Raw genomic sequence first — 17,028 nt, 5'->3', positions numbered from 1 at the left:
GCGCTCGCGCTTCGCTCCGCGAAGACGACGCGCCGTCGCTACGCGACGGATACGTCGTGATGCTCCGCATCACTGATGCTGCGTCACTCCGTGACGCAGGCCGGCCGCTTCGCGGCCGGAGCTCGGTTCGCTCCGCGATCCGAGCTTGCGAGATCCCGCTCCGCGGTCTCTCTAAACGGAGTTCGCTCCGCGAACTCCTAAAGATAGCTGGCAAGCAATCAGGTAACGGTCGCTCGGAGGTCTTGAGGCTGCTGGGTTTACAGAGCTGGCCGCATGCCGACTACACGGAAAGTCGTGAGCCCTCCGGCCCCGGCCAGCTCCCCCCGCAGGCTCTCACCGTAGTGTTTCGGGGGTGCTTCCTTAGCGGAATCAAGAGAAAAAAGTTACGGGATCTCTGAGAATTCGGGGCGCTCCTCTTCGGGTGGAACGACACCGGCTTCCCGGAGGATGCTCTGGATCAACTCGCTTCTGTCCTCGGAGAGTTGGCCGTTCTTCTGGCTAGTGCGGATCTTACAGAGCCAGGGCCCAATCATGACACGTTCCCCGTCCACCTCGATGCCTTCCCGAGCTCCAGGAGGACGACCGTGCCGCTCCACGAACGCGCGCAGTAGCAGAGCTGTCTGTTCGAAGGAGCGGCGTTTTCTGGTCTGGGGAGTGCTGAGTGTGGCGGGGACGGTGGAGGTCTTCTTCGTCGGCAGGGTGATGTGGTCCGGAGTGAGACCGATGCGGGCAAGGAGGTGGCGTTGGCCGTCGCCGAGGGTGCTCCAGATAGTGAGCTGACGCTGCAGCCAGGCGCCAGCCTTCACGCCGCCGATCACTGTGTCGCGGCGCAGCGTGGCGGGGTCGTGTCCGTCCTGGAGGTGGTGGGCCAGGAGGTGGTACTTGCGGTGCCAGTCGGGTCCGTATGGGAGGAGCCAGTTGGGATCGAGGGCGGTGAGGCGCGCGTGGCGGATTTCAGGGAGTTGGCCTTTGCGGGCCAGGCCGCGTTGGTCGACGAGGAACTGGCCGGCAGGTGCGTGGGCAGGGATGGCGAGGTGGCCGTGCTCGGCGTGGAAGGCTTCGGCCAGGGTCATGTTGCCTTCGAAGGCGGCTTCGTTCTCATCCCAGTTCATGCCGAGGGCCTCGAGCTCGGCGATCCAGTCGGCGGTCAGGGTGGCTCGGCGGTGGGCGGTTCGCTGGCCGGCGATGAATGCTCCCAGGCGGTAGCCGTAGGCGTCGGTGTAGTCGACCGGGACCTTCAGGTGACCGTGCTCGGCGTGGTAGCGGGTAGCGGCGGCCAGGCCGGTGCGGCGGGGTGCGGAGAGCACCGCGCCAGCCGATGGCCAGGCCAGCAGGTCCATCGCGCGGGCGATGTGGGTGGGGTCGAGGGTGAAGTCGAAACGGAACCGGCGTGTAAGGAGACGGTGCGTCTCGCTATCCGGGCGGTGTGCGGTGGCCTTGCGTGGGGCGCGGGCGGCGATGGTCTGGTCGTGGTGGCGCAGCGCTGCGGTGATCATCCAGAGGGCTTCGTAGGGGGTGTCGAGGAGGTCGGTGGGGTCGGAGTCGGGTGGGATGTAGGCGGGGATGACCAGGCTCGCGGTCTTCACGTCGACGGTGGGCGGTTTACGCAGGGCGCGGCCCAGGGCCTGGACGATCCGGCGCACGCTTTCGGTGCGGGAGGCGAAGACGATCGCGTCGACGGCCGGCAGGTCGATGCCTTCGGACAGGACCTGGGCGTTGGTGATCACGGCGCGGTCAGCGTTCGCGAACCGGTCGAGGATTTCCGTGCGCTGGTCGGGGGTGTGGTTGCCGTTGATCGAGGAGACGGACAGGGTGCCGGCCCAGGAGGGGCGCTGCTCGGGTGGGAGGGTGCGCAGGGTGTGGGGGAACTGGCGGGCGAAGTCAGCGGCGTCGGCGACCTGCTGGAAGTAAACGATCACGTGGCGGAGGTCGTGTTCGGTCATCGCTTTGAGGACGGCCAGGTGCAGGGCGGTCGTCCGGCGGGCGGTCGGGGCGAAACCAGTGTGCGCGCTGTCGGGGTCGGTGAGGACCGTACGCAGGTCAGTGCCGGTGATAGTGGGGACCAGGAGCTGGTAGTCGGCCAGGACGCCGTCCTCGATCGCCTGGGCATGGGTGTAGGTGTGCAGACGGGGGCCGAACACCTTCGGGTCGTCCATCGAGGCGATCAGGGACGGGGACTCCCACGCGGGTGCGGCCTGGGGGGTGCGCTTCGGGCGCGGGCGGGTATCCGGGGCCTCGGCCAGGCGGGGAGCTTCCCACTCATAAGGGGTCGCGGTCAGATAGAGGCGGCGCTCCGCACGGATCCGGGACTGGTCGTGGACCATCGTCCATTCCTTGTCCCAGGAGCCCGCGGTACGGTGCGCCTCATCCACTATCGCGAGACCGAAGACCGGAGCCGGGAAGACGGAGTGCTGGATTTCCTCGATCCGCGGGAGAGAGTCCAAAGTGACGAACACGGTCGCCCGCTCGTTCTTCCTGGCGCGCTGGGCCAGCCAGTACGACAGGTACTCCCCCGAACCCGTGGACACTGCCCCTGCCCCGGCCAGCACGGGATGCTTGTCCGCGCGCAGCGACGACACCGCCATCAACGCCTCGGTACGGCCATCCGCGCGGGCCGCAGCCGCCCACTGACCGATCAGGTCCCTCGACGGCACCACCACCAGCAGGAACCGGATGTCCAGCGCCTCGGCCGTCCGCAACGCAATCAGTGTCTTCCCCGTACCGCACGCCGACACCATGTGACCGCGGCTTCCGGGCTTCGTCAGACCGCGTACCCCACGGTCCACCGCCGCCTGCTGATCTGCACGCAGCGTGCGGCGGACGGGACAGGCGGGACCAGAGCTGTCGTTCCGAGGCAGGGGGGTGTCCAGTACAGCGGGGCGGGGGTTGGTGGCCATCAGGTGGTTCCTCTGGAGCATCTGCTGAAGGTTCGCAAGGGGCGGGGGTGGACGGGGGTCACTGGTAGAGGAAGTCCGCTCCCCACACCTGGAGTCCATCGACCAGAGCGACAGCGTTGTCCGCCGCTTCCCGGAGCTGTGCGGCTGTGCACGCGTCGTAAATGGCGTTGATCGCCCTTGAGTTGTGGTACTCCGCAGCGAGCCGGCGGAAGGTGGCCGAGGGACAGAAAACGGTATCCGCCGCCGCGCGCTCATCCACGAGTTCCGCGGGAAGCCCGCAGTACGTCTCCGACGTGATGTAGCACGCCCAGTCGACCAGTTTGCGCGTCGACCACACATCGGCCGCGACGCGGTCGAGGAGCAGCGGACGGCAGCGGGGGTCAGGGCATTCGTCCACCGTCGCGTAGAACAGCTGGTCCACCAGTGCAGTGTCAACCCTGGTCCCAACCGGGTACAACTCGGACGGCGGCACGAACTCCCGCTGCCGACGGCGGACCGTGGCTGCACTGTGTACGTGGTCAGCGCCGATCGCCATTCTTTCCACGGTCTCCTCCAGCAGGCTCATTTCCCGGCATCACAGTTCATCGTCGCGCGCCCTGTGTGCACAGCGGCCGCAAAACGACAAACACGCCACACAGCGGTGAACCTTTTAGTAGGGAGGTGGGGCTTCGAAGGCGCGGTAGCGGGAGTGTATGAGGAAGCGTTGTTTGCCCGGCTCACTTGGTGCCCTTGCAGGTGTCAAGTGTGCTTCGGTGCTGCTGTTTTTCTGCGTGCGGCAGCAGCTCTTCGGGCCTGGGTTCGTGCAGCGTGGTGGTGTTCGAGGGCTTCTCGGGTGCGTTGGGGGATGACCAATTTCTTCTTGGCGGCGGGCGCGACGAAGGTGCTGGCGCCGGTGCCGTAACGGCCGTTGAGAGTGTCGCTGTCGGTCTTGTAGAGCAGGACGTCGACGATGCCGAGGGCGCGGAGGCTGGTCAGTGCCCGTTGGACGTCGTCGATGTCGCGCCAGTCTCGGGTATAGACGCAGATGGGGCGGCGGGTGTTGTCGCTCTTGGGCCGGGTGTTAATGAGCGTGCCTGCCTTGCTGCGGTAGCCGAGAAGGCCGTCTTCGGTTGCGGCGCGGATCGTGGTCCAGGAGGCGTCGAGAAGGCTGAGTGGTGAGAACCAGATCCATTTGCCGCTGAAGGGGTGGTTGTCTTCGGTCAGGGGGGTGTCCGGGGCGGCGGCCCATAGCCAGGGGGCGGTGGTCTCGCGTGATGGGGTGGTGCTGGCGAGGGCCTCGGGTTGGGCCGATGGGGCGGTCTTGGTGTTCATGATCGGCACTGTATGTGACATTCATTCGCTTTTTAGTCTATTCAGCCGGTATGGGTCTCGTGGAACGGAACACCCCTCGATGGCGCCGCGACCTGGCGCTGACCGCGTGCTGCGCAGCAGCTGTAGCGGAAGCGGACCGCATCAGCGATCCAGGCCAGCGCGCCGCCCGGCTCATCGACTGCCTCGGGGTTCTGCGTTCGACCCATGGTGCTGGCACGGCCGCGTCCTTGGACATGAGCGTGCTGCGGCACGGACTGCGCCACGGGCTCGCGCCCCTTCTGCCCGCCGGCGGCGAGGGCGACGACCCGCTCGGCGGGATGAGGCTGCTGAACGAGGAGGGCTTGCTGTGCGATGCCGTGGAAGACCTGGGCCGCGAGCACCTCGTGCCACAGCAGGCGTTGATGGAGTACTGGCCCTGGGCGCGCTTGCGCGCCGAGCAGGAGGAACAGCAGCTGTACGCAGAGATCCGGCGTCTTCCGCCGGACGATTACGCAAGGGTGCGCGAGCTGCTGGCGAGTGATCCGGTGGCGGAGCAGGGTGTGCTGTGGGAGAAGTGGGGCGGGTTGTGGGGACGGTTCGGGTTCTTCGAGCCGGTCTCGTCCTGGCCATGGTGCAACGCGGCGGGCTGGTGCTTCCCGTGTCCCACCTGTGCCTGGCCGATGCGGGCTCAGTCCGCTGGCGACGGTGTCTTCGTCGTCTCGTGCGACGCCCACCTTCTGGAGGGGGCGCAGTACACCTACCGGCCGGTGCGGGGCGGCGGCCCTCCGGTCCTGGAGGGTGGGGGCGGCCTGGCCGGTCAGGTCGAAGGCTTCCCGGCTGCTGGCGACTGCTTGGCGGTCTCCCGGACGGTGTGGCGGTATCTGACCCTGCCGGGACGCATGGAGTTCGCGATCCGGGACGCGCTGACCGGCATCGCCGGTCTCGACATCCTCATGTACCCGGACGGCGACCGCTACGACCTGCGCATCACGGCCGTCGACCCTTTGGTGGCCAAGCAGTGGCGGGTGGATGCGAAGGCGTGGCGGTCCTTCGCGGCCCTGGCCGATGCGTTGCTCGAGCGTCCCGTGCAGGGCGGAGCAGTGCCGCTGACCATCGTGGTCCCCCACCGGCAGTGGTCCGATCTTCCGCTGCTGCGGGCGCGTCTTGCCGGGCGTCCGGACTTTGAGGTGATGACCGACAAGGACCTCGTCACCGAGGTACGCCGCTGGTGCCGAGGTGGTTCGTGAAGACCGGGGAGGTCCGTGAGGCGTTGCAGCGCTGTGCCATCACGGCCTTTCTCACCCTGTCTCAGCAGTACTTCGCCTTCGAGACCGTCGATGGCCGACACGGGGTGCCGTTGGACTTCGCGGCGATGTTCGCCGGCCGGCGCACCGATCTGTGGGATGCGTGGCTGTCGCTGCCGCGCGCCGAGTACGAGCTGGTGGGCCGGTTGTGGCAGGCGCTCAGGCAGGAGGGGGACCTGGCTCAGCCGGAGACATTCCGTGAGGCGGTGCTGGAGTACGCCGTGGCTTCCACGGCGCTGTTCCGGATTCCGGAGGAATCGAACGCCGACGAGACACACTGGCTGGTGGCCTGCCATGCCCAAGAGCCCCTCGTCCTGGCCGAGAACCTCGTTCAGGAGGCCGAGGACTACCGGGGCATGCTGGAGACGGCCTGGCCGACGGCCGGCGAAGGCCTGTGGGCGTTTGGTCACGATGGGCTGTACACGGTAGAGATTCCTGCCAGCGAGAAGAACGCCTTCGTGGCACCGGTCCGCCTGCGCACCCAGCCGTTCCTTGACGAGGCGAGGCTGCCGCGCAAAGCCGTGATGGACCGCGTGGCAGGCCAGGCGAGAGCCCAGCCGGAAAGGTTCGGGTGGAAGCCCGGCCTGCTGCAGGGATTCTTCGACCAGCTCACCGACGCCTACGGCCGTACGGCGGTGGAGCTGCGGCTGCCTGCCGGGGCGATGACGCTGCTGAACGCGCCCACGGGGGTGGGCAAGAGCGTACTGATGCGGGATGCGGCGCACCTTCTTGCGGCGAGCGGCCAGGGGCCGGTCCTCATTGTGGTGGGCCGCATCCGTGAAGGGCTGGGAACCGCCGAGCAGTTGGGCGCGGATAACGCACTGGTCGAGGAGACAGCCGCCGCTGTACAGGACGCAGCCGAGCGGGCCGGAAGGCCCCTGCGAGTGGTGCCGTGGGTGGCCTCCTCACGCTACGACGACCAGGCGGCGCTCGCGTTCTCCCAGGGCCGTGAGGACCGGTTCGAGCAGTTCGCCAGCGGCTGTGAGATGACCGGTTGGCAGGTGGACGGCCCGCAGCTGGACCGCTCCAGGCTCCCCTGCACCCAGCTGGAGTGGCTCGACGGGCCCGCCGAGCCGGCGTCTGGCGGCAGGCATCTGTGCCCGCGCATGGGGATCTGCCGGCGTTTTGAGCACGTCCGGCAGGCTGCCGAGGCCGACATCATCGTGACCAACCACCACAACCTGATCCGGGGGCGCTGCAAGGTACCCGTCGAGGTAGACGGTGAGCAGGTCGTCAGCGACATGAGTGTGCTGGAGTTCGTGCTGCGCCGCTGCCGCGTCGTGATCATCGATGAGGTTGATTCCTTCCAGTCCACCTGGTGTACACAGGGCGCGCAGGAGTTCACTCTCATCAGCCGTGGTCGCGGCAGCGGCGGGCGGCTGGAAGAGGTCGACCGGCACCGCAACGGCCTGACTGCACTGAAGAACCTGTTGGTGACCAACCCGCTGATGGAGGTGCGTCGGCTCAGCGAGACCTTCCTGGACAACGTGTTGACCGGGCATCTGTATCTGGAGTCCGAGCAGGAGCGCCAGAATCGTCCCGGCTCCGGCTGGTACATAGTGGGCAAGAAGGACGCCGAGCTGTGTCGCATCCTGACTGGCGCCTCGCCGGATGGCGAGGTCAGTGCAGGAGTCCACCAGGCCTACCTGGCTCTCTTCCCGGGCGAGCAGACTGACGCCGAGATGCCGGAGGGCTGGCAGCCGCTTGCCGAGCAGATCCGCCAGGCTCTGGTCGGCAAGGTCCAGGGCACTCGCCGCAGCAGAAAGCTCGCGGTCTTCAAGGACTCCATCTCGCACATCCTGGGCGGCGCGCCCTTCAACGTGCCCGCCTCTCGGCGCGCCGCACTGGTCAATGATCTGCTGGTGCGGGCCTGGCTCGGTGCGCTCCACAACGAGCTGCACACCTTGAAGTGGTCGCTCCTGCCGCTGCTGGGGGAACTGAACGCGGCCACTGACCTGGTGTCCACAATGGGGCTGATCCCCCGCGACGAGCCGATTCCCTATGGGCCCCTGGGGCAGAACCTGTACGGGTTCAAGCTCGACAAGAACGCCGGGGGGTCCGGCCGGCTGTCGCTGCAGTCCCTGGGCGGCGACCCGCACACCTCCACTGTCCGCCTGGGTGACACCGTCGCCCTGGCGACCGCGGGAGTGCGGCGCAGCGTGCTTGGGCTGTCCGCCACCGCGTTCTTCCCCAGGGCCGCCCTGCAGCACGTGCACGCCCTGCCCGCATACGTGATGACCGACGCCGCTGTCGGCGCGGTCACCGCTCATGCCGGCAGCGTGTCGGCCACCGATACCGGCTGGCAGCCGATCTCGATCGGCGGCGTGGAGGAGAAACGCAAACCCTCCGAGCTGCGCAAACTCGCCGAGCGACTGTGGCACACCCAGATGTCGTCGCATTTGGAGAAGGTCGCCCGCAACGACCCGCTGCGGGAGCTGGCGCTGCTGGCCGGGAACTCCTACTTTCACGCGGAGGTCATGGCCGCCGGGGTCGCGGCCGCGTGCGGCCGTCCGGAATGGGTCGCGGTCCTCGTCAGCAACAGCCGGGACGCCTCCAAAGCTGCCATGGCCCTGCCCGAGGGCGTGGTGCGGGTGACCATCGACGAACTCGAAGACCTGCCCGCCACCCACCCGAGGGTGAAGGTGATCTGCGCACCGCTGTCGGTGGTCTCCCGCGGCCTGAACATCCTCATCCCGCACACCGACCGCTCGGCGCTCGCCTCGGTCTGGGTGGGGGTGCGTCCCATCACGCACCTGCACGAGCCGACCGTCATGTACGCGAGCATCAACGCCTGCGGTATCGCGGCTGGCACCGTCAGCGCCGACCCTGCGGGCATGCTCGCCTCCCAGCGCACCGCGGCCGTCCGCCAGCGGGAGTTGCTGCTGCGCACCGACCCGCGGTTCTCCCGCATGCCGAAGTTCCTCAAGACCGAAGTCCTGGCCGGCATCCTCGTCGAGCTCATCCAGCTGGCCGGACGCGCCCGCCGCGGCGGCACGCCCGTCGAGCTCTACCTCGTCGACCACGCCTTCTTCAACCAGCAGCTGGGCTGCGACTTCCCCCGCCTGCTGCGCTCCTACTACGGCCAGCTCGACACCGACGAGCAGGAGATCCTGCGCCGCGTCTACGGCTCCACCCTCACCGCATGGCTCGACCTCGCCCACAGCGAGGACCTGCTGCCCAACCCCGTCACGTTGATTCCCGCCCCGGACCTGGACGATGAAGGACTTGAGTAATGCCGTCGAATGACACCCGCATGTCCATGCTGGCCGCGCCATTGACCAGCGCGCTGATGGGCACCGTGTGGCTGTATCGCTTCCCGGACAAGATCGAGCACGAGTGGAACAAGCTGCGTGCCATCTACCGCGGCAAGACCGGCTCGAAAGCTAACCTTCCTTATACCGGGCTGCTGATGGTTCTTCGGGCGAGCGGCACCACCAGCGCCTCGCTGTATCCCACCAGTAAGAGCAGACCGCCCCAGTTCCTTGCCCTGTCCAAGAAGCTGCCGTCGGCTCATCTTCGGGCCGTGGTCGCGCTGTGGGAGCAGGCTCTGCTGCAGACGTCGGCGGACGAGATCTCCTTGGCCTACACCAGTGGTCTCGCTGACCTGTTTGCCTCCGTGGAACCCGAGCAGGTGGCGGTGTGGGACCACGTCCGCCTCGGCCCGCACGCCGTGGACGCGGACGGCTGGGTATGGGACGCGGCCGGCTGGAACCTTGCCTCCCTTCTGGCCCAGACCGACCTGAAGGTGGACGGCCGTACCATCCCCTGGCGCCCGGACACCGAGAACAACATCATGGTCTGGGATACCGAACACCTGTGGTCGAACAACTGGCTTGAGGCCCGCCCCGCCAAGGAAAAGAAGGACAAGGAAGCAGCTGGCGAAAGAGCCGAGGCGCCGGAGGAGTGGAAGATCCGACGGCACTACGCCGCGCTGCGCGTGGACGTGGCGATGAAGTCGCTGCACTCGCTGCCTGTTCCCCTGGCGGTCATGACACCCCGCGTCTCCCGGCTGAGCAACCAGATCAACGGCGCCCGCACCGCCTGGTGGGCGCCCCGCTCCCCCAGCGCACCGCTGCTCCGCGTGGGCCTGGGCGGCAAAGGCAAGTACACCCATCTCGAGCACACCAGCCGTCTGGCTCTGGACGCGTGGGTGCGGCTGATGGACGAGCCCGTGTTCCCTCGCGGCCCCAAGGACACCGAGTTCCTGCCAGTGAGCGCCATGGACCTGTCCGGTGAGCCCGGCGGTTTCCGTGCACTCATCCCGTTCTCGAAATCGTTCCCCATCGGCAAAGGCGTCGGCCTGCACACCGTCACCGCCCTGGCCGACCACCTGTCCACGGTCACCGGGCAGGACCTCGTCCGCGGCCGGCAGGTCGCTAAGGTGCTCTCCGTAGCCGCTCGCAAGACCGAGTACGGCCGTGATGCCACACTGCTCGACGACGCCGACCTCAAGGACATCATGGCCGCCGCAGGCTGCTCCAGGCTGCGCATCCTGGCCCTGTACGAGCACCAGGAGATGCGCACCCGCATGCAGCGGCTGCTGGCGTACCACTTCAACCGGCCCGATCTCGCCGACGGTATGCCCGACGACGAGATCGTCGAGCTCGGCTGTCACACCGAGGTGCTGCTGCACCGGGCCCCTCAGTTGCTGTCCCATGGCGGCCACCATGACCGGCGTGGCGCGCTCACCGATGATCTGCCCAGACTCACTGCCGAGGACACCGGGGTCCTGGCCCTGGTCGAGACCGAGTACGACGCCAAGGAGTGGGGCCGCCAGCGCCGCGCCGCCCGCCGCGAGGAGGAAGGCGCCGTCGACCCCTACACGCTGGACGCCAAGCCGGAAGTCTCCCGCCACCTCGCACGGCACGGCGTACTCGCCCAGTTCCTCACCCCCACCACGAAGAAGCTGCGCTCGAAGAAGAAGGAACGCGAGGCCACATCCCCCTTGGAGGCCCTCGGCATGGAGCTCGCCGCGGACTTCCCCGGCCACAACGCCATCGGCGACATGCTGCGCTCCGCCGGCCTGGTCCACCCCCGCCTGACCCGCGCCATCTCCACCGGAAACGGCCTCAAAGACCGCGTCGCCCACCTCGGCCTGCACATGCGCGCCCAGCTCGGTGAGAAGCACGTCAACCGCACCGACGAACCCAAACTCATGTGGATCCTCACCGCGTTCGTCCCCGTCGGCGCACACTGGAAGGCCCTGGCCTACCTGCCCGCAGGCCGGGACGGCAAAGGCGGCTGGTTCAACTACGCCCGCGCCCAGGCATTGTCCCGCAGCCACCCCATCCCCGAGGGCAGCCGCGGCAACGACGCCCTGCCCCGCCGCATCGACCACGCCCTGTTTGAGCTGAGCCGACATCTCGAGTGCGGCTACGTGCTCTATGTCTCCGGGGACTCCACCCGCCCCGTCTGGCCGCTGCTGGCGAACAAGAACGCCGACCTGCTCCCCGACGACGACGGCCTGGCCAATGGCAGGCCCGCGCTGCCCGGTGCCACGCTCACGCCCGAGCACCGCCCGCAAGCGGTGATCCGCACCACCTCCAGTGCCGATCCGAGCATCCCGCTGCCCGCGCTCTTCCACGAGATCGACGAGGACGGCACCGAGCGCGACGGCGACAAGACCAGCAACGCGCTGTTCCGACTCGACGGCACCGACACCACGTTCCTCATGAGCCGCCGCCCCCATCAGATGGACGGCAAGACCCCATCGGCAAAGTCCGGGCGCTCCCAGGGGCGTTGGAGCTGCGACGATAGGGAGCAGCAGGCCGAGACCTGGTACAACCTCACCGCCACCGAGATCGCCGTCATCCAGCGCCCCGACGGGGAAGACGCCCTGCCCTACGCCCTGACCACCGCGAGGCTGTGCAACCACGCCCTCGCGTGGGAACACCGCACCCGCCATCCCCTGCCCGTTCACGCCGCCATCCAGATGGACAAGAACCACCCCGAGTACCGGCGCACCATCGGCTGGGAAACCGACGACGCCACCGGCTGACCAGCGACAACGACAGGCTGCGCCTCTCCGACTCCGGGCAACAGTGGAGCAGCGGCCTCAAGATCGGCGCCGATCCGCGAGGCAGTCTTCAGCGGTCTTCTCACCGGCTGAAGGTGGACTCGAGTGCCCACCGCAGCAGCGGCTCGTCGATGCGGTCCTTGCCGAACCGCTGCATGCCCCACAGACACTTTCTCGTCAGAAGCACCCAACTGCGCATACGGCCCTGCGGGCCGTATGCGTCGACCTCGTCGATGAGGTTCAGGGGCACCTTCGTCCACTCGTGGTGGAAGGCGGGCGCCGCGGTGCGGACCTCGTCGGCTCCCAGGCGGTCGATCCTGTTCCAGGCAGAGACCCGTGCGGCCTGTTCCCTGTGCAGCTTCTTATAGCCGCGCTGGTCACCGATGAACACGACAGCAGGACGGCTGTGGCTGTCTCCCGCGTCCCACAGAGAGCGAATCAGACGCAGGCAGTCGGCGTTCAGGTTCTGTACATCGTCGAGCACCAGGACATAGCGGCGTCGGGCGAGTGCCTCGTGCAGCAACGCGTCCACCGCTGCGGGCCGGTGGGGCACAGGCCCGTCCAGCGCCAGGGCGTGGAAGAGTTCCTCGCGCAGGGTGCGCGCGGTGGAACCGAAGCGGAGCCATGGCCAGATCATGTGCTCACATTCGATGGTGCGCAGCGCGATGGAGGCGCCGAGTGTCTTGCCGACACCCGCGTCGCCGTGAAGGCACGTCATGCGACCGCCCTCCACTGCGTCCTCGATCGCGGTCTTGGCTGTATTCAGTGCCCGGGTCGGCACCAGTCGGGCCTGATCGGGCCAGTCACCGGGAGTGCCGAACTCTTCCGGCTGGCCCAGGGCAGAACTCATGTCGGGATCCCCTGCGGTCAAAGCGGCTGTCGGCGGCAGTGCCGGAAGCCTCAAAGCGGACGTCGAGTGGTGGGTGGTCGCGGACATGCCCGGGCCGAAAAGGCCGGGGCGGCCGGGACAGGGACGTTCACATGCCGGCAGCGGGCGGCGGTGTGCCAGTCCTCGGTGGGGTGCGGGTGTGTGACGGCCGGGATGTCGAGGCCGGCGTCGCGGATGAGGTGGTCGAAGCGGATGGAGGTGCCGAAGCAGCCGGCGAACAGCCCGAAATGGTCGGCGGTGCGCGGGGTGCGGCGGCGGAAGGCGAGGGCGGCGGCGAGCAGGGGGCGGGCACGGGCCGGGATGGCGTACATGTGCCGGGGGCCGGGCGGCATGCCGATGTAAATCCTCGAGTCGCGGTCGATGGCCAGGCGGGTGGCGTGCTCGTCGACACTGGTGATCTGGGTCATGGACAGCAGGGACTGGGCGGTGCCCGTGAACAGCAGGGCGGCCGCCGCCGCAGCGCGCAGCGGATTGGGCAGGTTCGTGGTGAGGGTGTGCACCACGCGTGGGGTGATCGGCACGGTGGTGATGCCGGGGCCGCCCCGCGCGGCGAGGTCGTCAGGGACGTCGAGGTGGAATTGCCGGCCAAGGAAGTGGGCCTGGGCGCCGCGTACCCGGGCGAGGGTGTGCCCAGGGCTGGGGCTTGAGACGGTGAGGCGGGCCAGGAACAGGCGCAGGCCCTCCATGTCCTGCCAGTCGGTGGGTTTGTGCTGGCCGGTGTCCTCGTCCGGGGATATGACGGTGGCCGTCGCCACGGGCGTGAAGCTGGGGTGACGGGCCAGCCAGGTGCGGGCGGCGGCGTGTCCGGCCCAGTACTGGCTGTCGGTGCGGGCGAAGTCGTCCTTGTTCAGGTGGCGTCTGCACTCCTGGAGGAAGGAGGCGGCGTCGCCACCGGGCAAGTCGGGCAGCGGGGAGATGTGATCGGGCGGGGGCGGGCCGTGGCGTCGGCTTGTGCCGGGCGGGCCGATGGCGTCCAGGATGGCGGGGGTGTCGGAGACGGTGTGTGGATCGGCGAGGCCGGCGGCGGCAAGGCGTACCCGCAGGCGGGACTCGGTAGCCTCGGTGGGGGTGTGGGCGATGAGAACGAGGCGGATGCCGGTCTCGGCGCGCCAGGTGGCCAGGCGCGCCAGGCGTTCAGGGGTGAGGCGGTGGGCACGCAGCACGATGGCTTGCTTGAGCCCGGTGGTCAGGGTCCAGCAGGTCACGGCGCGCCAGGCCGCGTCGGTGGACATCCGCTCGGCACCGGGACGGGCGAAGCTGTCACGGCCCATGGCGCGCAGCAGGTCCAGGGCAAGGTAGGCGAGGCTGTTGGTGTGCGGGGTGGGATCGGCGGTGATGCAGCCGGCGCTGGGGTTGGAGCGGTGGAGAACGGCGCGGTGGACAGCGTGGTCGTCGCCCGCATCGAGCAGCAGCAGGACGGGCGGCAGGGCGGTCGGCGCGCAGGCGTCAGAGGCGAGTTGAGTCATGGGCGGCGCGAGGTGTCGATGCGGGCGACGACCCACCGCAGCAGCCCGGGATCGGGGCGCGCGGCACCGGTAGCGGTCAGGGTCCGCTGGACGTGGTGGGTGAGCAGGGCCCAGCGCCGCAGGCTGCCGTGCGCGAAGTGGCCGTCCAACGACCAGAGTTGGTCAGGTGTGACGGTCTGCCACAGCGGGTGCAGGACCGCCACGGCGCGCGGAACCTGGCCCCGGACGAGCGGCTGGAGAGTCAGCCACTTGGTGGTGCGCGTGAGAAGCATCTGCTGGGCACGCAGGGCCTTCTCACCTCGCTGGCCGGCGATCAGGACCGCGCACAGGCCGTCGGGCAGGTCGTCATGCAGGAAACGCAGGTACTCGAAGCACGCCTCGGGCATCCGGTCGGCCTCGTCGACGACCACGATGCGGGGGGCGGCGTCGAGGGCGCGGCGGATCAGCGCGTCGGCGGCGGCCGGTTCGGCCGGTGCGGTGCCGTGAAGGCCGAGTGCGTGATGCAGGTGGGCGCGCAGATCGGCTGGGCGTGGTCTGGCCCCCAGGCGCAGCGGGACGTGCGCCTGGGGGAAGCGGGTATGGGCAGTGTGATGGACGGCGAAGGTCTTGCCGACTCCGGCGTCGCCCAGCACGCACAGGAAACGCCGCTGCCGGTGGGCGTCGGCCAGTGCGCCGTCGACGTCCGTCAGGCCGGGGGTGACGACGGTACGTGCGCCAGCCAGGCCAAGGAAGTGGAGCTGGCGGGGCGCGGCCTGGCCGGCGAGGGGGAAGGGCCGCGCAGTGGTGCCGGGCTGCCCGGCCGGTGTGGTCAGCACCGGGCCAGGGCCCAGTCGACGATGCGGTCGTCTACCTGGTCGGCGCCGAAGTACTCCATGCCCTTCAGGACGTGCTTGGTCACCTTCACCCACTCGCGGAAGGAGCCGAGCGCGTACTGGGTGTCGATCCGCTTGAGCAGCGCCTCGTCGACGCCGCGCCACACGGGGTGGGAGTCGGGAACCGTCTTGAGGATCTCGTCCTCGGTCATCGCGAGGATCTCCAGGCGGATATAGATACGGGAGGCCAGCGCCGGGTCGCTCTGCAGCGTCTCGTAGGCCTCACGGCCACCGACGAACACGATGGCGGGCTTGGGGTCGCAGTTGTCCCATAATTTGCGCAGGAACTCGAAATTCTCCCGCCGGTACTGCTGCGCCTCGTCACACACGATCACATACGGGCGCCGCGGCAGGGCTTCGCGCAGCAGCTTGTCGAACGCGGTCGGTGTGCCGGGCATCTTGCAGTTGAGGTTCATCTGGTGGAACAGCTCCTCGCGCAGGTCTTTGGGGCCGGGGCGGGAGCGGGCGAAGTCGAGGGGGAGGATCAGGTCCGGGTTCATCTCCTGGATCGTGGCGCGGGTGGAGAAACTCTTGCCGAGCCCCGGGTCGCCGTAGATCACAGACATGGCCCGTGACTCGACGGTGTCGATGACGGTGTCCTTGATCTGCAACAAGGTGTCCGTGGCGACCAGCGTGGAGTCCTTGAGGCCGAGGAAGTGCTGCGGGCTCAGGTCGGGGCGGCGCCGGGACGCTTCGTTCGGCGGGGCGGTGGCCGGCTGGCGGCGCTGGGGAATGTGCTTGCGCTTGGGGGCGGTGGTCACGAGGCGTCATCCTTGGCTTCGGTGTCGGTGGGGCCTGGGCGTTTCCACGCAGCCGGGATCGGGGTCAGGGGCCGGTAGGGCGCCGTGCGGCGGCGGGGTGCGGCGGGCGGGATGGTGCCTTCGAGTTCGGCACGGGCCTCCTGCTCGGTCATACGCATGGCGCGGACGGGCAGTTCGGGCTGGGTGGACGGCAGGTGGCGTTCCCTCTTGCGCTCACCGGAGCGCTTCAGGGCCTGGCGCAGAGTCTTGCTGTGCTCATCGCGTTCACTCAGCACCTTGGTGCGCAGTTCCTCGCTGGCCTCGTTGCTGAGGAAGGCCCGGCCGAGGTAGCGGTTACCGCGGAAGGTGTACAGATCGATCTCATGATGGTGGTGCGGCATCCACCGCACACGGACCTCGAGCCCGATCCGGCCCACCCCGTTCTCGGGCATGTAGCAGCGGCCCGCGAACTCGACCCCGTGGCTGGTGATCTTGTGGACCTTGTGGTCGCTCTCCAGCATCAGGGCACGCAGCTCGGCCGGGGAGGGTTCGGGCCGGACTTCAGTGGGGTCGGCCTGCCAAGCCTCAAGCGGCGTCATACCGGTGCGCTTGATGACATGCTGGGTGTTGTGCTTGGTGACCCACTCGCCCAGCAAGCCGACGAACGCCTCGAAGGTCAGCGGCGGGTCCGTCTCGCCGAGGCGGCGGCGGTGATCGAGCCGGGGCGCTTTCGTGTAGCGGGGCAGGTCGGCGAAGAAACGCGTCATGCTCGTGCGGTTCAGCCGCTCGATACCGCCCTTGTGGCGGGCACTGCGTACCCGGTGCACCGGCACACCCAGCAGACCGAACGCGCGCCGGACGGTTTTGGAGAGGAAGTCGGCGCCGCCGTCGACGCGCACCAGGTGCGGCAGCCCGCCGGCCGGGCCGTAGGGGGCCTCTCGCAGCACGGACATGCGTACGGCGGCCAGGACCGAACCGCGGTGCGCGGACCCGGCGGTGACCGCCCAGCCCATCACGTGGCTGGTACCGCGGTCCTCGAACCACGTCACCCACACCCTCGACGGCTTACTATCAGGCATCATCACGACGATCTCGGCCTGCTTGTGGTCCCCCTCCCACACCTCGTTCCGGGCCACGGCCGGCTGCTGGAAGGCGGGATCGAACCCCCGGGCCGCGGGAATCCCCTCCCGCAGGCCCGCCATGAAACCCGGATCGAGATCCCGGGCAATCGCATCGTGCAGCGTCGTCAAACCCGGCGGCTTCTGACCCGCCGCCATCGCCACCTCGACCAGGCGCTCGTGAGCGCGCTTCACATTGCCCTGATAGTCGGCGAGGACTTCGATAATCTCCTCGGTAATACGGAACCGGCGACGCTCCGGCTTCTCCGGACTACCCGTCTCCTCGGCGCGGGCCAGCCAGCCCCACACCGTCCTCTTGTGCACACCCACCGCGTCAGCGACCAGCCGCACATGTGCCGTTGTCAGCTCCCCCGCGCCCCGCAGCCGCAGCAGCTGAGCCACCGCCGCAGGCCGCAACTCATCCCGATGCCGCCCC

The 17,028-nt window shown here is 68.6% G+C and carries 11 protein-coding genes; 3 read left to right on the top strand and 8 right to left on the bottom strand.

Annotated elements, in window-relative coordinates; all coding sequences use genetic code 11:
• Positions 1-383 precede the first annotated feature (383 nt).
• From PS271_RS31335 to PS271_RS31325, 3 genes are all read right to left on the bottom strand, one after another.
• Complete coding sequence (locus PS271_RS31335; protein WP_398386604.1) at positions 384-2,897, bottom strand: DEAD/DEAH box helicase; 2,514 nt, start codon at positions 2,895-2,897, stop codon at positions 384-386.
• Positions 2,898-2,955: 58 nt separating this feature from the next.
• Complete coding sequence (locus PS271_RS31330; RefSeq protein WP_398386602.1) at positions 2,956-3,318, bottom strand: hypothetical protein; 363 nt, start codon at positions 3,316-3,318, stop codon at positions 2,956-2,958.
• A 317-nt stretch (positions 3,319-3,635) separates the two neighbouring features.
• Positions 3,636-4,208 carry a putative phosphothreonine lyase domain-containing protein gene (locus PS271_RS31325; RefSeq protein WP_398386600.1) on the bottom strand — a complete coding sequence of 191 codons (573 nt, stop codon included), beginning with the start codon at positions 4,206-4,208 and terminating at the stop codon, positions 3,636-3,638.
• A gap of 50 nt (positions 4,209-4,258) precedes the next feature.
• Between PS271_RS31325 and PS271_RS31320 the strand changes: the two genes are divergently transcribed.
• Genes PS271_RS31320 through PS271_RS31310 form a run of 3 tightly spaced genes read left to right on the top strand, consistent with a single transcriptional unit; the run spans position 4,259 to position 11,489 of the window.
• On the top strand, positions 4,259-5,434 hold the full coding sequence (locus tag PS271_RS31320; protein WP_398386599.1) for a restriction endonuclease-related protein: 1,176 nt from the start codon (positions 4,259-4,261) through the stop codon (positions 5,432-5,434).
• Complete coding sequence (locus tag PS271_RS31315) at positions 5,431-8,724, top strand: hypothetical protein (protein ID WP_398386597.1); 3,294 nt, start codon at positions 5,431-5,433, stop codon at positions 8,722-8,724. Before PS271_RS31320 ends, PS271_RS31315 begins: the two co-directional genes overlap by 4 nt.
• Positions 8,724-11,489 (top strand): RNaseH domain-containing protein, encoded by a 2,766-nt coding sequence (locus PS271_RS31310; RefSeq protein WP_398386596.1) that lies wholly within the window; start codon positions 8,724-8,726, stop codon positions 11,487-11,489. The genes PS271_RS31315 and PS271_RS31310 overlap by 1 nt, the downstream gene beginning before the upstream one ends.
• Before the next feature lie 100 nt (positions 11,490-11,589).
• Here the strand turns inward: PS271_RS31310 and PS271_RS31305 are convergent, their stop codons facing one another.
• From PS271_RS31305 to PS271_RS31285, 5 genes are read right to left on the bottom strand one after another with little or no spacing between them, the layout of a single operon-like run.
• Positions 11,590-12,357: an AAA family ATPase gene (locus PS271_RS31305; protein ID WP_398386594.1), complete on the bottom strand. Its 768-nt coding sequence runs from the start codon at positions 12,355-12,357 to the stop codon at positions 11,590-11,592.
• A 50-nt stretch (positions 12,358-12,407) separates the two neighbouring features.
• Positions 12,408-13,862, bottom strand: coding sequence for a hypothetical protein (locus PS271_RS31300; RefSeq protein WP_398386592.1), 1,455 nt, complete (start codon positions 13,860-13,862; stop codon positions 12,408-12,410).
• The gene (locus PS271_RS31295) at positions 13,859-14,677 is read right to left on the bottom strand and encodes an AAA family ATPase (RefSeq protein WP_398386591.1); all 819 of its coding nucleotides are present in this window, start codon (positions 14,675-14,677) and stop codon (positions 13,859-13,861) included. Before PS271_RS31295 ends, PS271_RS31300 begins: the two co-directional genes overlap by 4 nt.
• Complete coding sequence (locus tag PS271_RS31290) at positions 14,671-15,495, bottom strand: AAA family ATPase (protein WP_398386589.1); 825 nt, start codon at positions 15,493-15,495, stop codon at positions 14,671-14,673. The genes PS271_RS31295 and PS271_RS31290 overlap by 7 nt, the downstream gene beginning before the upstream one ends.
• The gene (locus PS271_RS31285) at positions 15,492-16,994 is read right to left on the bottom strand and encodes a Mu transposase C-terminal domain-containing protein (protein WP_398386587.1); all 1,503 of its coding nucleotides are present in this window, start codon (positions 16,992-16,994) and stop codon (positions 15,492-15,494) included. The genes PS271_RS31290 and PS271_RS31285 overlap by 4 nt, the downstream gene beginning before the upstream one ends.
• Positions 16,995-17,028 lie beyond the last annotated feature (34 nt).

This window comes from Streptomyces sp. SCA2-17 (assembly GCF_044336695.1).
Note: the sequence above shows the minus strand (reverse complement) of the source record. Positions and strands in the feature narration are given on the sequence as shown.

Bases quoted from the DNA above. Each gene is read 5' to 3' on its own strand.
- PS271_RS31305 (WP_398386594.1), bottom strand. From the start codon at position 12,357: ATGAGTTCTGCCCTGGGCCAGCCGGAAGAGTTCGGCACTCCCGGTGAC.
- PS271_RS31300 (WP_398386592.1), bottom strand. From the start codon at position 13,862: ATGACTCAACTCGCCTCTGACGCCTGCGCGCCGACCGCCCTGCCGCCC.
- PS271_RS31325 (WP_398386600.1), bottom strand. From the start codon at position 4,208: ATGAACACCAAGACCGCCCCATCGGCCCAACCCGAGGCCCTCGCCAGC.
- PS271_RS31320 (WP_398386599.1), top strand. From the start codon at position 4,259: ATGGGTCTCGTGGAACGGAACACCCCTCGATGGCGCCGCGACCTGGCG.
- PS271_RS31335 (WP_398386604.1), bottom strand. From the start codon at position 2,897: ATGGCCACCAACCCCCGCCCCGCTGTACTGGACACCCCCCTGCCTCGG.
- PS271_RS31310 (WP_398386596.1), top strand. From the start codon at position 8,724: ATGCCGTCGAATGACACCCGCATGTCCATGCTGGCCGCGCCATTGACC.